This is a genomic window from Acinetobacter sp. YH12254 (genome assembly GCF_013417415.1).
GTDB lineage: Bacteria > Pseudomonadota > Gammaproteobacteria > Pseudomonadales > Moraxellaceae > Acinetobacter > Acinetobacter pseudolwoffii.
Genome location: NZ_VPEB01000003.1, coordinates 63,590 through 77,824, shown reverse-complemented (window position 1 = coordinate 77,824; position 14,235 = coordinate 63,590). Strand labels below are relative to the sequence as shown.

Below are 14,235 nucleotides of genomic sequence, written 5' to 3'. Positions count from 1 at the left end.
GGCTTTAAAAACTGCATAAAAAAGACCAAACCCTCTGAGGAGAAAAATTTGGCCGTAAAGAGGAAATCATGAACAGAAAAATGACAAGATGATTCGATTAATTTAGAGATGACTCATCGTCATCAAACTGGCATTGCCACCGGCTGCTGCCGTATTGATGCTAATGGCCCGTTCAAGCACCAATCGCTCCACCGGAATGTCATGATTGCCTGAGTTTAAATGCGTGATTCCTACAATGGGGCCTTTTCGAGCCGCAATACGCTTCTGTAAATCAATCAATTCCGCAGCATCACCATGATGTAATACAGCATCAAATTCCCCACTTTCAATGTCTTGAATCACTTTGAATCGGGCAGCAACTGCTTTTGGCATTGTTTGTAGATATTTCAGCACAAAAGTATTTTCAGCCAATACCGCAGGGCGACTGCCGACCGATAAAATGGCCAAAATTTGCTGAATCTGGTCTTGCTCGGTGTGCGCCAAAGATAGAACACTTTCACGTGGCAAGATCATGTACTGGTTTTCTTCGCCGGTTGGACCTTGCAAACTAAAGCTTTGTCCGGTCGCAATCTGGCTGGGTGCTTTTAAGGAGATTGTGGGGAAAGTTTTAGAGGCCCAAGCCTTAAATTCCTGGACTGGTTTGTGTTCAATAGGGGCTTGATCAGATCGCATGGCATAAGGCTGCGCCAATTTCTTCTCGGAAAGCTGCTGCATTAAACGGTAGATGTAAAGCGGCCCACCAGCTTTAGGGCCAGTACCGGACAAGCCTTCACCACCGAAAGGCTGAACACCCACAACTGCACCGACGATATTACGGTTGATATACAAGTTACCGACTTCTGCTCGCGCAATCACGGTTTGTATGGTTTCATCAATACGTGTGTGTAAGCCCATGGTCAGACCATAGCCTTTGCTGTTGATCTGTTCCAATAACTGTTCCAGTTCACCATATTTATAGCTGATCAGATGCAGCACCGGACCAAAGACTTCACGCTCCAGATCGTTCAGGTTTGGAAGTTCAATCAATGTTGGCGGAATAAAGGTGCCTTGGGTTAATTCAGTCTCATCTTGGTCAAACATCAGTTGATGGACTTTGTGACCTTTGCTGCGCATCTGCTGAATATGCGTCTGAATATTTTGCTGGGCCTCAAGATCAATCACCGGACCAATATCGGTTTTTAATAAAATCGGATTGCCGACTCTTAACTGCTGCATGGCACCTTTGAGCATCGTGCGCACAGCATCCAGGTTATCTTCTTGCACACAGAGCACACGCAAAGCAGAACAACGCTGGCCGGCACTGTCATAGGCAGAATTAACCACATCAAGCACCACTTGCTCAGTTAATGCAGATGAATCGACAATCATGGCATTTTGACCGCCGGTTTCAGCAATCAGGGTCACACTTTCGCCAAACTGGTTCAGACGTTCCGCTACAGTTTTTTGCAGAATATGGGCGACCTCGGTTGAGCCGGTAAACATAATGCCCTGAATGCGTGAATCCGCACTGAGCTGCGCACCAATGCTTTCACCTTGACCCGGCAAGAGCTGTAAGACATCTTGCGGAATGCCCGCTTCCCATAAAATCTGCACCGCTTGTGCAGCAATCAGCGGGGTCTGTTCTGCCGGTTTGGCAATAACGGTATTGCCCGCGACCAGCGCTGCTGAAATCTGGCCGGTAAAAATTGCCAACGGGAAGTTCCATGGACTGATACACAGTACGGTACCCAAAGGTTGAATCTGTGTATTTTCAGCTAAATCCAACATCTGACCGGCATAGTAGCGCAAGAAATCTACCGCCTCCCGGACCTCGGCAATGGCATTGGCATAGGTTTTGCCAGCCTCACGGGACAGAATCACCATCAGTGTCAGCAAACGCTGTTCCATCAGATCCGCGGCTTTATTTAAGCAGGCTGCTCGCTCATTTTTTGGCAAATTGGCCCAGAAACCTTGTGCATTGACAGCTTGCGTTAAGGCAATTTCAGCCTGTTCCTGAGTCGCTTCATAGACTGTACCGACTACATCCTGATGTTGTGCCGGATTGATGATTTGCACTGCGTTACTTGTGTCGGTCACTGTAAACGCCGTTCCCATGGCTGCTGCCTGAAATTGTGTGTTTTTCAGGCTGGCAGCGACTTCATTTAAGGCGCTCAGCTCTGCATCATTGGCGAGATCCAGACCCGATGAGTTAATACGTGTGCCATACAGATCTTGCGGATAAGGAATATGCGGATGCTTGGCACCGATCATGACTTCCTGCTGTGCAGCTTTTAAAATCGTTTGTTGTGGATTCTCAATCAAATCTTCGATATTTAGGGTTTTGTCGGCAATCCGGTTGACAAAAGACGTATTTGCGCCATTTTCCAGCAAACGACGCACCAGATAAGCCAATAAGGTTTCATGATTGCCGACTGGCGCATAAATACGACAAGGTACACCGAGCTTATTCGCTGACTTGTCGCCCACCACATTTTCATACAAGGGTTCGCCCATGCCATGCAGACACTGGAATTCATATTGACCCGCATAATACTGCTCAGGTTGCGCCAGTTGGTAAATCGTGGCCACCGTTTGTGCATTATGGGTGGCAAATTGCGGATAGATATAATCCGGTTCAGCCAATAATTTACGCGCACAGGCGATATAAGATAGATCGGTATGCACCTTACGAGTGAATACCGGATAGTCCGACATGCCTTCAATCTGTGCTTTCTTGATCTCGCTGTCCCAATAGGCACCTTTGACCAGACGAATCATCAGGCGTTTCTGACTACGTTTGGCCAGATCAACAATATAATCTACCACATAGAAACAGCGTTTTTGATAGGCTTGAATCACAAAGCCAATGCCTTTCCAGTCTTGTAATTGCGGCTCAAAACACAGGCGTTCAAGCAGTTGCAAGGAAATTTCCAGACGGTCAGTTTCTTCGGCATCAATGTTTAAACCGATATTGTACTGTTTCGCCAAGACCGCGAGTTTAAGCATTTTTCCATACAGTTCATCATGTACACGATCCATCTGTGCGCGCTGATAACGCGGATGCAGGGCAGAGAGTTTGATGGAAATGCCCGGGCCATCATAAACGTCTTTATCCTGCGAGGCTTGCCCGATGGCATGAATCGCTTGCTGATAATCCTGATAATAGCGTTCCGCATCCGGATCGGTCAGTGCTGCTTCACCAAGCATGTCATAGGAATAACGAAAGCCTTTTTCTTCCAGACGTTCTGCATTTTTCAGCGCCTCATCAATGGTTTCACCCGTCACAAACTGTTCGCCCATCATGCGCATGGCAACATCGACGGCCTTACGGATAATGCCGCGACCACTGCGCGCCAACAGGCCGGTTAATAAACTGGACAGGCTTTTTTGCTGTGGGGTTTCCATTAATTTACCCGTCAGCATCAAGCCCCAGGCTGCGGCATTGACAAACATCAGCTGGCTTTGACCGAGATGTTCTTTCCAGTTGCCCTGATTGATCTTGTCGCGGATCAGCAGGTCACGCGTGGCTTTGTCTGGAATACGCAGCAAGGCTTCGGCCAGACACATCAGGGCAATGCCTTCCTGAGAAGATAGGGAAAATTCCTGTAATAATCCTTGTACGATGCCCGCTTTACCGCCTGAATTTTTACGTTCACGCAAGGAATGCGCCAGATCAAAGGCAAGCGCTTGAATCTTGTCGCTGAGTTCGGAGGAAATTTCACTATGCAGCAAGAGTTCTTCGACGCATTCAGTTTCCGCACGGCGCCATGCAGTGTTGATACGTTGTTCGTATTCATTTTTATCTTTGAATTCGGCGATATAATTTGGCTGCTTCATGGCATCTGAACCATAGGTGGGGCTTAGTGTGGTCGGCATAGTGACATCCTGTACTGCTGCAATCAGATCTAGCGGGGCTAACGAGTTTTAATCTATAATCACAGAATATTTGACGAATATCTCACTATAGTTTTTACATTTTTTAGAGAATAATTCTAATGCAGCCTCCTTATTTAAGCCTAGACCGTATAGATATTCGTATCCTGAGTTTATTACAATCCGATGCCAAATTATCCAATATTAAACTGGCTGAACTGGTAAATTTATCGCCGACCGCGGCACTGGCGCGGGTGCAGAAACTGAGCAAAGAAGGCTATATTCTGGGCTACGAAGCCCGTCTGAATCCAAATCTGCTCAATAACGCTTTTGTGGTTTTTGTAGAGATTTTACTGGATAAAACCACACCGAATGTTTTAGATGAGTTTTCCCATGCAGTCCGGCAGATTCCAGAAATTATTGAATGTCATATGATCAGTGGCGGTTTCGACTTTGTGGTAAAAATCCGCTGCGCCAATATGGATGAATTCCGTAAAATTTCCGGGCAAATCTTATGGCAACTGCCCGGGATCAAGGAAACACGCAGTTATCCGGTGATGGAGGTGATTAAAGAAAGTCAGCAGATCCATCTAAAAATACCGGGAAAATCTAAATAATTTGTAGCGTATTAACGACTAATCTAAAAAACACAAAAGGGACTTGAAAGTCCCTTTTATTGTATTGAATATCCAGACTATTTTTTCATTTCAGCCATTTCTTTTTGATATTCAGCTTTGGCCATTTCAAAACGATGTACCACATCATCATTCGGTGCCTTATCCACTAAGCTGACAATCACGATACTCAGGGTAGCCAGAATAAAACCGGGAATAATCTCGTACAGGCCGGTATCACCCATATAGTTTTTCCAGACGATTACCGTCACCGCACCGACCAGCATGCCGACAATCGCGCCGTTGAGGGTCATACGCTTCCAGAACAAAGACAAGATAATCAAGGGGCCAAATGCTGCACCAAAGCCTGCCCAGGCATAAGCCACCAGACCTAAAACCTTGCTGTTCGGATTAATCGCCAAGGCAATCGCAATTAACGCAATTACTAAAACCATAGCACGACCGACCCAGATCAGTTCTTTTTGCGAGGCATTTTTGCGCAGGAAGCTCTTGTATAAATCTTCAGTCAGGGTGGTTGAACAGACCAGAAGCTGACAGCTCAAGGTGCTCATAATCGCGGCCAGAATAGCTGCAAGTACGATGCCAGCGATCCATGGATTAAACAGGATTTTAGTCAATTCCATAAACACGGTTTCAGGGTTCTGGTTCACCACCGAGGCGAATGCTGGATTAACGGTGAAATAGGCAATCCCGATATAACCAGCTGCCACTGCGCCGCCTAGACACAAAATCATCCAGGTCATGCCAATACGGCGTGCAGCAGGAATGGTTTTCACTGAATCTGCTGCCATGAAGCGCACTAAAATATGTGGTTGACCAAAATAACCCAAACCCCAGGCCAGACTGGAAATAATCGCCACCACGCTTAAGCCTTCAAGCATACTGGACGCATGTGGACGGGCAGATTCAAGGATGACACTCACTTGCTGGCTATTGTCACCCAAGGCCAGGAAGGTAATGATCGGGGTCAGCAACAGTGCGAAGATCATCAAACCGGCCTGAAAAGTATCCGTCCAGCTGATTGCCAGAAAACCACCAATACACACATATAAAATTGTCGCCATCGCACCGATGATAAGCGCCGTGGTGTAATTCCAGCCGAACAGGCTTTCAAACAGGCGTGCACCTGCGACCATGCCCGAGGCACAATAAATTGCAAAGAACACCAGAATCACCAAGGCAGACAAGACCCGTAAAATGCGTTTGCGGTCGGAAAAACGGCTGGTGAAATAATCTGGCAGGGTCAGGGCATTATTCTGGTATTCGGTATGCGCCCGTAGACGACCTGCCACCAGTAACCAGTTTAGCCACGCTCCGATAATCAGGCCGATGGCAATCCAGGCTTCTGACAGGCCAGACAGGTAAATTGCGCCCGGAAGACCCATCAGCAGCCAGCCACTCATATCTGATGCACCTGCGGAAAGAGCTGTAACGACACTGCCCAGACTACGTCCACCTAAAATATATTCATCAAAATTGGAGGTTGCACGGTAAGCATATAAACCGATTGCAATCATGGCGATAATATAAAACATGAAGGTAATCAGGGTCGGATTTAAATAAGTCATAGGCAGGGCATCCTGTAAATATGGAAACCATCGTTCCAGATGATTTTTTGTACGGAGATCACAAGGCAGTGATTCAAGCACGGTTTAAAAATTACACTCTGTAACATTTACACAGCTTTTATGTATGTTTATTGTAAATACCAATTTAACTAGATGGAACTTAAGGAAAGTTAAGCCACTTAACAGCGAGAGATAAAGTATTGGATTGAGGCAAAACAAGCTAATTCAGGATAAGCGATTAAAAGATTTAAATTTTAGCTTTTTATTTACATGATCTTACAAAACTCACAGCTTTACTGTATTGGTAATAAATCGTAGCAAATTTAGGTTAAAGTCCTCCTATTCGCTCTGTATTTGTTTGCTCATATTGAGACCACACCAAATACGGTGCATCGCCAAGGTATTTTTTAGTGGACAATATGCTGCAAATCGAACCGACCCGCATTGAACGTGACTTATTGGGGGAAAAACAGATCCCATTACACAGCTATTATGGGATTCACACTTTACGTGCCATCGAAAATTTCCAGATTTCAGGATTGGCTATAGGGCAACAATCACATTTTATTCGTGCATTGGCTCAGGTCAAAAAAGCTTCGGCACAGACCAACCTGCATTTTCAAAAAATATCCGAGCAGACGAGTACTGCTATTCAAAAAGCCTGTAATGAATTGATTCAGCATCCTGAAAACTGGCAAGCGGCCTTTCCACTTGATCCTTATCAGGGCGGTGCTGGTACGTCAATTAATATGAATGCCAATGAAGTCATTGCCAATATCGCCTTAGAGATCTTGGGGCATCATAAAGGTGAGTATCACATCCTGCATCCGAATGATCATGTGAATACTTCGCAATCGACCAATGATGTCTATCCAACCGCTTTACGTTTGGCAACTTATAGCAGCCTGAATGAATTATTGGCAGTGCTGAAAGCACTGATTGACTGTTTATATACGAAGGCAGCCGAATTTCAGTATGTGATCAAGATGGGGCGTACCCAGTTGCAAGATGCCGTCCCGATGACCATGGAGCAGGAATTCCGGGCTTTTGCGACTTTATTAAAGGAAGATTTAAAACTGATTGAGCAGATGCGCCAGTTATTGCTGGAAGTCAATTTAGGTGCAACAGCGATCGGGACTGGGGCAAACACGCCGCCAGGTTATGCGACGCGAGTCGTCGAAACTTTGGCGCACCTGACGGGGCTGCCTTTAAAAGGTGCAGAAGATTATGTGGAGGCCACCAGTGATTGTGGTGTCTTTATTATCTTGTCGAGCAGTTTAAAACGCCTGGCAGTGAAACTGTCCAAAATCTGTAATGACTTGCGCTTGCTTAGCTCGGGACCACGTACAGGTCTGGCTGAAATTCGCTTACCGGAATTGCAAGCAGGCTCATCAATTATGCCGGCAAAAATCAATCCTGTGATTCCGGAAGTGGTCAATCAGATTGCCTTCCGGGTCATCGGTAATGATTTGACCATTACTATGGCAGCGGAAGCTGGGCAGTTACAACTGAATGTGATGGAACCTGTGATTGCCCTGACCATGAATGAGTCGATTCAATTGTTGACTCAAGGCATGCAAACCCTGAATCAGAAATGTATTGCTGGCATTCAGGCCAATGAAGAAATCTGTTTAAGTTCGGTCATGCGCAGTGTCGGGATTGTGACCTTACTTGAGCCGATTCTGGGGCATGCCAAATGTGATGAAATTGGTAAACAATGTATGCGTGAAAATAAAACCGTGCCGCAAGTGGTATTGGAACTCGGTTTATTAAGCGAAACACAATTAGAAGAAATCTTTGCATTTGAAAATCTGGTGTCTGAAATACCTGTAGCAGAGAGTCAGCTCGAACAGGTTTCTTGATAGCATAAATTGTCTTGAAACAGCTCAACTCAACTGATTGTTGTGATTTTGACAATTTGCCTCAAGTTCGATATGTGGATTTGAGGCATTTTCATCTAGACTAGGGTCTGAACTTTATTTGGCTGGGTAAATGGCGATGTTTGATAAAATCAGTGCATTATTTAAAACTAATAAACCGACTGCTGCACAGTTATATTTAGACGAGCAGAATATCCAGCATGTCGAAGGCACAGGTTATATCGTGGATGGCATTGACTTAAATCAGGAACTGGCCGCACGCTTAGAATATTTGTCCAATCGCCGTCTAAAACAGTTTGATGATTTAAAAGCTTTATACGACACCGCGATGCTGATCAATGAAAAGATTGATCTGGAAATTGCCCATCAGCGTTTTAATGTGACTTTGGGAAATACCGAAGAGAACCTGCTGCAATTTAAAATGATCCTCAAGAAGTTAAATGATTATTATCGTAACTTTCTGCGAGAGAAAAAATAAGTGTTAAAAGTGGCTTGAAATCGAAGCGTATGGATGTGGCAAGACTGCATAAAAATAACAAAATATCCTGAGATCATCGTGCTAGTATAAGCCTCAGGTTATTTAGACTTTAAAGCTATATCCATGTTCCAACAAGAAATTTCCCAACTCAATTTACCACAACTCAAAGCAGGCGAGAAACGCTGGTTAGGCAATCTGCAAGGTTCCTCGACGGCATTGTTGCTCAAAGAAATCGTGCAGCAGCAATCGCGTTTATTTATTGTGATTGCACGCAATAACCAGCATTTGGGTCAACTGGAAAGTGAACTGGAATTTTATGGGATTAAACCCACGATTTTTCCAGATTGGGAAATTTTGCCTTATGACCGCCTGTCTCCGCACCAGGATATTGTCTCGGAACGTCTGGCGATTTTATCCAATATGCCAAAAACTGGCGTGCTGTTACTTTCTGCCTCAACCTTGGCCCAGCGTATCGCACCGACTTCATGGATTTTGGGTGAACATTTTGATATTCACGTCGGACAGAAATTCGATCTGGAACAACAGAAGAAAAAGCTGATTCAGGCCGGTTATCATCTGGTCGATACGGTTTATGATCCGGGTGAGTTTGCGGTACGCGGCAGTATCATGGATATTTATGCCTCGGGGCAGGAAGCACCGATTCGGATTGACCTGTTTGATGATGAAATTGAAAGCCTGAAATTTTTCGATTCCGAAACTCAGCGCACCACACAAAGTTTGCAACAGTTTACCGTATTGCCGGCACAGGAATTTCCACTCAAGGAAGGCCGTGCGACGTTCCGTGACCGTTATGCCGAATTTTTCTCAACTGCCAATCCAAAGAAAAACCCGATCTATCTGGATGTGATGGAGGGCATTGTTTCACCGGGAATCGAGTTTTATTTACCGCTGTTTTTCAGTGCTGAGGCCATGCAAGACCAAAGCTCACTTATTTCGTACTTACCAAAGAATGGCATTGTCATTACAGATCGGGCTTTAGACGAGAGTTTGACCCAATTCTGGCAAGATGTGGTGCGCCGTTATGAAGATCGCCGTCACAATGTTGATCAGCCGATCCTACCCCCAGACAGCCTGTTCTTTCAGACCAATCAGGTTCTGGAGCAGCTGAATCAATTTGCACGTATTATTGCCGCCCAAACGCCTTTTGACCAAAAAGCCGGCGTATTGAACCTCGATACCCAGTTGCCACCACGTCTGCCTGTCGATCCAAAACGTGAAAAACCATTTATTGAAGTCAAAAAATATATCGATCAGGCCAATCATCCGGTGCTGCTGGTGGCCGAGAGTGCCGGACGCCGTGAAAGCTTAAAAGATGCGTTACGACCAAGTCTGGGTGATATTCCGACGGTTGATAACTTTGAGAGTTTTATCACCTCCCTGTATGCGATTGCGATTACCAATGCGCCATTAGAGCGTGGTCTGGTGCTGACCGATCGTGTCAGCATCATTTCTGAAAACCAGCTCTATGAACATCGCGTGGTACAACGCCGTCGCAAACGTCAACAGGAAGTTTCCGAAGAGTTTCTGATCCGAAGTCTAACTGAGCTGACCATGGGCGCGCCTGTGGTACATATCGATTATGGGGTCGGACGTTATGCCGGTCTGGTCACCCTAAGTATTGATGATCAGGATCACGAATTTTTGCAGCTGGATTATGCGGATGCCGCCAAAGTCTATGTGCCGGTGACCAATCTACACTTAATCAGCCGGTACAGTGGTGGTGATCCGGATCTGGCACCTTTGCATAAACTGGGTACGGACGCATGGAATAAAGCCAAACATAAAGCGCTGGAACAGATTCATGATGTTGCGGCCGAGTTGCTGCATATTCAGGCACGCCGTGTCTCTAAACCCGGCATCAGTTTTGAAATTGATCAAAGTCTGTATATGCAGTTTGCCAGTGGCTTTGCCTATGAAGAAACACTGGATCAGGCCAATGCGATTGAAGCCACGCTGCATGACATGCAACAAGCCAAACCGATGGATCGACTGGTCTGTGGTGATGTCGGCTTTGGTAAAACGGAAGTGGCGATGCGTGCTGCATTTGTTGCGGTACAGAATAACCGGCAGGTGGCGATTCTGGTGCCAACCACCTTGCTGGCACAACAGCACTATGATTCATTCAAAGACCGCTTTGCCGATTGGCCAGTTCGGATTGAAGTGCTGTCACGTTTCGGTTCTTCCAAAGCACATACCAAGACCATTGACGACCTGATTGAAGGCAAAGTGGATATCGTGATTGGTACGCATAAAATTTTACAGGAAAATGTCCAGTTTAAAAATCTTGGCCTGATGATTGTCGATGAAGAACATCGTTTCGGGGTGCGCGATAAGGAACGGATTAAGGCCATGCGTGCCGATGTCGATATGTTGACCCTGACAGCCACTCCAATTCCGCGTACACTAAATATGGCCTTTAGTGGCATGCGTGATCTATCGATTATTGCCACACCGCCGGCACGCCGTCTTGCGGTGAAAACCTTTGTGCAAGAACATACCGATGACACCATTAAAGAAGCGATTCTGCGTGAACTGTTGCGTGGTGGTCAGGTCTATTTCCTGCACAATGAAGTCGATACGATTGACCGTGCCGCAGCGCATATTCGTACATTGGTGCCGGAAGCCCGGGTGATTGTGGCACATGGCCAGATGCGTGAACGTGAACTGGAGCAGGTGATGCAGCAGTTCTATCACAAGGAATACAATGTTCTGGTCTGTTCGACCATTATTGAAACCGGGATTGATGTCCCAAATGCCAATACCATTTTGATTGAACGTGCTGACAAACTGGGCCTGGCACAATTACATCAGCTCCGTGGCCGAGTCGGGCGCTCGCATCATCAGGCCTATGCCTATTTAATGGTGCCGTCTTTAAAAGCCTTAAAAGGCGATGCCGAAAAACGTCTGGATGCGATCCAGCGTGCTTCGACCTTGGGGGCCGGATTTATGCTGGCTACCGAAGATCTGGAAATTCGCGGGGCAGGTGAATTACTCGGCGAACAGCAGAGCGGTTCAATGCAGGCGATTGGTTATAGCCTGTATATGGAAATGCTGGAAAAAGCCACCAAAGCCATTCAAAAAGGTAAAACCCCAAACTTCGATGCACCCTTGTCATTGACCGCAGAAATTACCCTGCATATGCCAGCGCTCATTCCGGATGATTATCTCGGAGATGTGCATCAGCGTCTGTTGTTCTATAAGCGTATCAGTAATACTGATACTCAGGAGAAGCTGGACAATATTCGGATGGAATTGATCGACCGTTTTGGCATACCGCCACAACCGGTCAAACAGCTCTTTGCCGTGCATCAGATTCGTCTCAAAGCCGAGCAGCTTGGCATCACCAAAATTGATATTAGTGCTCAAGGTGGGCATGTGGAATTCGCGCCAGATACCCCGGTTCAGGCCATGACCATTATCCAGATGATGCAGAAACATCCAACCTATTTCCGGATGAATGGCGGGCAACGTCTTAAGGTCATGGTCATGCTGGAAGATTACCAAAAGCGGATTCAGTTTATTCAGGATTTGCTGGACAGTCTATTGAAAGAAGTGGGCTAATTTGATTTAGACTAAATCAGTTTGAAAGTTCATGATACATTTCATTTTCATTGAAATTTTCAGGAATGATAAACCAGCTTTTTTTAATGAAATGTTCGAACAAATTCTCGTGATGCGCCTTGCAACAAATCATGAGAATTTGTCTTTAAACCCATTGCTTTCAATATTCAGCTTCGGTTGGATATGTTAGTATTAGCCATCATTCTAATTTTGCATCATTTATAAAGATATGTTTAGTTTGCATCCACAACTTGCTCAAGATACTTTTTTTGTAGGCGACTTTCCTTTGTCAACATGTCGTTTGATGAATGATATGCAATTTCCCTGGCTGATCCTGATTCCACGTGTGCCGGGTGTCTCTGAATTATATGAATTGAGCCAAGCTGACCAAGAGCAGTTTTTACGTGAATCAAGCTGGTTATCAAGCCAGCTGGCACGTGTTTTTCGTGCGGATAAAATGAATGTCGCGGCATTGGGCAATATGGTTCCGCAATTGCATTTTCATCATGTGGTTCGTTATCAGAACGATGTAGCATGGCCGAAGCCTGTTTGGGGTACACCAGCTGTTCCTTATAGCAGTGAAGTATTAGCACATATGCGTCAAACACTCATGCTGGCGCTACGTGGTCAAGGCGATATGCCATTTGACTGGCGTATGGACTGATTAGCCCCAAGTATTCCGAGATCTATGAACGATTGCGGATTTCAGGGAGTGACTGAATGCAATTAGACGACTGGATTCAAAAAGAACCACAACAGTTTGAATATTTTCATCGCTTGATGGGCTATATCATGCTGTCTCTGGTTCTGGTCGTCTTTCATTACACTGAACCGGATACTCAGTATCAGCTCTTTGTTCCTGTGTTTTTATTCCTGATTTTATTGATTAGCTCGAAACTGTCGCGCTGGTTGATCTATCGCCATGATTATCGTATTCGGCGCAATGTTCTTTTTCTGATTGATGTTATTGTCATTGTAGTGGTTTTAGCCGCAGTACAGCTGGATTTGGTATTGTCCTTGCTGGGTTTGGTGGCAATACTCTATACCGCGATCAGTAATAAAATTTCATTGATGATGGCTTCTCTGGCCAGTCTGGTCGGGATCACCGTTTTTTATCTGGCCAATATTCTGGTCTTTGGTTTTGGGACTTATTTTGAACCGACAAGCAGTGAACTAACGGTTTTAGGCTTCATCTGCCTGATTACCTATTTTGGTGTCGGAAGTTTTTATCAGAGTGGTCGTGTGCAGTATATGACCCAGAAGAAAAATCATTATTTTGAACAGATGAACCGTTATATGGAATTTGCCAATCAGCTGAGTCGTTATGCGCCTGTGCAGTTGTGGCAATCCATCATGAAAGGTGAATCTGAAGCGAAAATTGAATATAAACGTAAAAAGTTAACAATTTTCTTCTCGGATATTCAAGGCTTTACAGAACTGTCTGAAACGCTTATTCCAGATGATTTAGCATTCTTGCTCAATGATTATTTGCGGCATATGACCGAAATCGCCAAAAATTATGAAGCGACTGTCGATAAATTTATGGGTGATGCCATCCTGATTTTCTTTGGTGATCCAAACTCTGAAGGCGTAGAGCAGGATGCCAAGAACTGTATGGAAATGGCGATTGCCATGCGTCAGCAAATGAAACTGCTGCGTGAGCGTTGGATTAAAATGGGTTATCCGCCACTGCATATCCGTATGGGTATTTCGACCGGTTATTGCCACGTCGGGAATTATGGTGCGACGCATCGGATGGCCTATACCATTGTAGGACGGGATGCCAATCTGGCAGCGCGCTTACAGAGCGCAGCTGAAGTGGATGAAATCCTGATTTCAGAAGATACTCATAATCTGATCAAAAATGATTATTTATGTGCGCCGAAGAAACCAATTTTCTTGAAAGGCATTAAAGCACCGGTAAGAACTTGGCAGCTAATGGAAAAATATGCATCGCAGAAAGTTGAGTATCAACGTTGGTTCGACTATGAATATAAAGGCTTTCATTTACTGCTCAATCTGGACGAAGTACAAAACTTTGAATATCCAGAATTGATTCATGTACTGGAAAAAATGATTAAACGCATTGAAACTCAGCAGAAATTGACCAACTCTCAGGGCATCGTCAAGCTTAAACTTGAAGATGAAGTGATTGAGCATCTTCAACCACAAGACGAATTTGAATCACTCAAAGACTCCAAAATAATTTAATCATTCTCATAAATATAAAAAACCACGTC

Annotated in this window: 8 protein-coding genes; 6 read left to right on the top strand and 2 right to left on the bottom strand. The window is 45.1% G+C overall.

Annotated elements, in window-relative coordinates; genetic code table 11:
* Positions 1 to 102: 102 nt before the first annotated feature.
* Positions 103 to 3,855: a trifunctional transcriptional regulator/proline dehydrogenase/L-glutamate gamma-semialdehyde dehydrogenase gene (gene putA, locus FTV29_RS03570; RefSeq protein ID WP_180075081.1), complete on the bottom strand. Its 3,753-nt coding sequence runs from the start codon at positions 3,853 to 3,855 to the stop codon at positions 103 to 105.
* 119 nt (positions 3,856 to 3,974) lie between these two features.
* Here putA and FTV29_RS03565 point away from each other — a divergent pair, with 119 nt between their 5' ends.
* A complete protein-coding gene (locus tag FTV29_RS03565; RefSeq protein ID WP_005096755.1) occupies positions 3,975 to 4,469 on the top strand; it encodes an Lrp/AsnC ligand binding domain-containing protein in 495 nt (164 codons plus the stop codon).
* 77 nt (positions 4,470 to 4,546) lie between these two features.
* Here the strand turns inward: FTV29_RS03565 and putP are convergent, their stop codons facing one another.
* A complete protein-coding gene (gene putP, locus FTV29_RS03560; protein WP_100357194.1) occupies positions 4,547 to 6,055 on the bottom strand; it encodes a sodium/proline symporter PutP in 1,509 nt (502 codons plus the stop codon).
* A 419-nt stretch (positions 6,056 to 6,474) separates the two neighbouring features.
* Between putP and aspA the strand changes: the two genes are divergently transcribed.
* The 5 genes from aspA to FTV29_RS03535 all read left to right on the top strand — a co-directional run bounded on the left by aspA (position 6,475) and on the right by FTV29_RS03535 (position 14,206).
* Positions 6,475 to 7,917, top strand: coding sequence for an aspartate ammonia-lyase (aspA, locus tag FTV29_RS03555; protein WP_180075113.1), 1,443 nt, complete (start codon positions 6,475 to 6,477; stop codon positions 7,915 to 7,917).
* A gap of 130 nt (positions 7,918 to 8,047) precedes the next feature.
* On the top strand, positions 8,048 to 8,413 hold the full coding sequence (locus FTV29_RS03550; RefSeq protein ID WP_005171129.1) for a hypothetical protein: 366 nt from the start codon (positions 8,048 to 8,050) through the stop codon (positions 8,411 to 8,413).
* Between the two features lie 123 nt (positions 8,414 to 8,536).
* Positions 8,537 to 11,995, top strand: coding sequence for a transcription-repair coupling factor (mfd, locus tag FTV29_RS03545; RefSeq protein ID WP_179999927.1), 3,459 nt, complete (start codon positions 8,537 to 8,539; stop codon positions 11,993 to 11,995).
* Between the two features lie 229 nt (positions 11,996 to 12,224).
* Complete coding sequence (locus tag FTV29_RS03540) at positions 12,225 to 12,659, top strand: HIT domain-containing protein (protein ID WP_004646760.1); 435 nt, start codon at positions 12,225 to 12,227, stop codon at positions 12,657 to 12,659.
* A gap of 56 nt (positions 12,660 to 12,715) precedes the next feature.
* Positions 12,716 to 14,206, top strand: a complete 1,491-nt coding sequence (locus tag FTV29_RS03535) for an adenylate/guanylate cyclase domain-containing protein (protein WP_179999929.1) — start codon at positions 12,716 to 12,718, stop codon at positions 14,204 to 14,206.
* Positions 14,207 to 14,235: the final 29 nt, after the last annotated feature.

Excerpts from the sequence above, each read along its gene's own strand:
- putA (WP_180075081.1), bottom strand. The coding sequence starts at position 3,855 with ATGCCGACCACACTAAGCCCCACCTATGGTTCAGATGCCATGAAGCAG.
- FTV29_RS03565 (WP_005096755.1), top strand. The coding sequence starts at position 3,975 with ATGCAGCCTCCTTATTTAAGCCTAGACCGTATAGATATTCGTATCCTG.
- putP (WP_100357194.1), bottom strand. The coding sequence starts at position 6,055 with ATGACTTATTTAAATCCGACCCTGATTACCTTCATGTTTTATATTATC.
- aspA (WP_180075113.1), top strand. The coding sequence starts at position 6,475 with ATGCTGCAAATCGAACCGACCCGCATTGAACGTGACTTATTGGGGGAA.
- FTV29_RS03550 (WP_005171129.1), top strand. The coding sequence starts at position 8,048 with ATGGCGATGTTTGATAAAATCAGTGCATTATTTAAAACTAATAAACCG.
- mfd (WP_179999927.1), top strand. The coding sequence starts at position 8,537 with ATGTTCCAACAAGAAATTTCCCAACTCAATTTACCACAACTCAAAGCA.
- FTV29_RS03540 (WP_004646760.1), top strand. The coding sequence starts at position 12,225 with ATGTTTAGTTTGCATCCACAACTTGCTCAAGATACTTTTTTTGTAGGC.
- FTV29_RS03535 (WP_179999929.1), top strand. The coding sequence starts at position 12,716 with ATGCAATTAGACGACTGGATTCAAAAAGAACCACAACAGTTTGAATAT.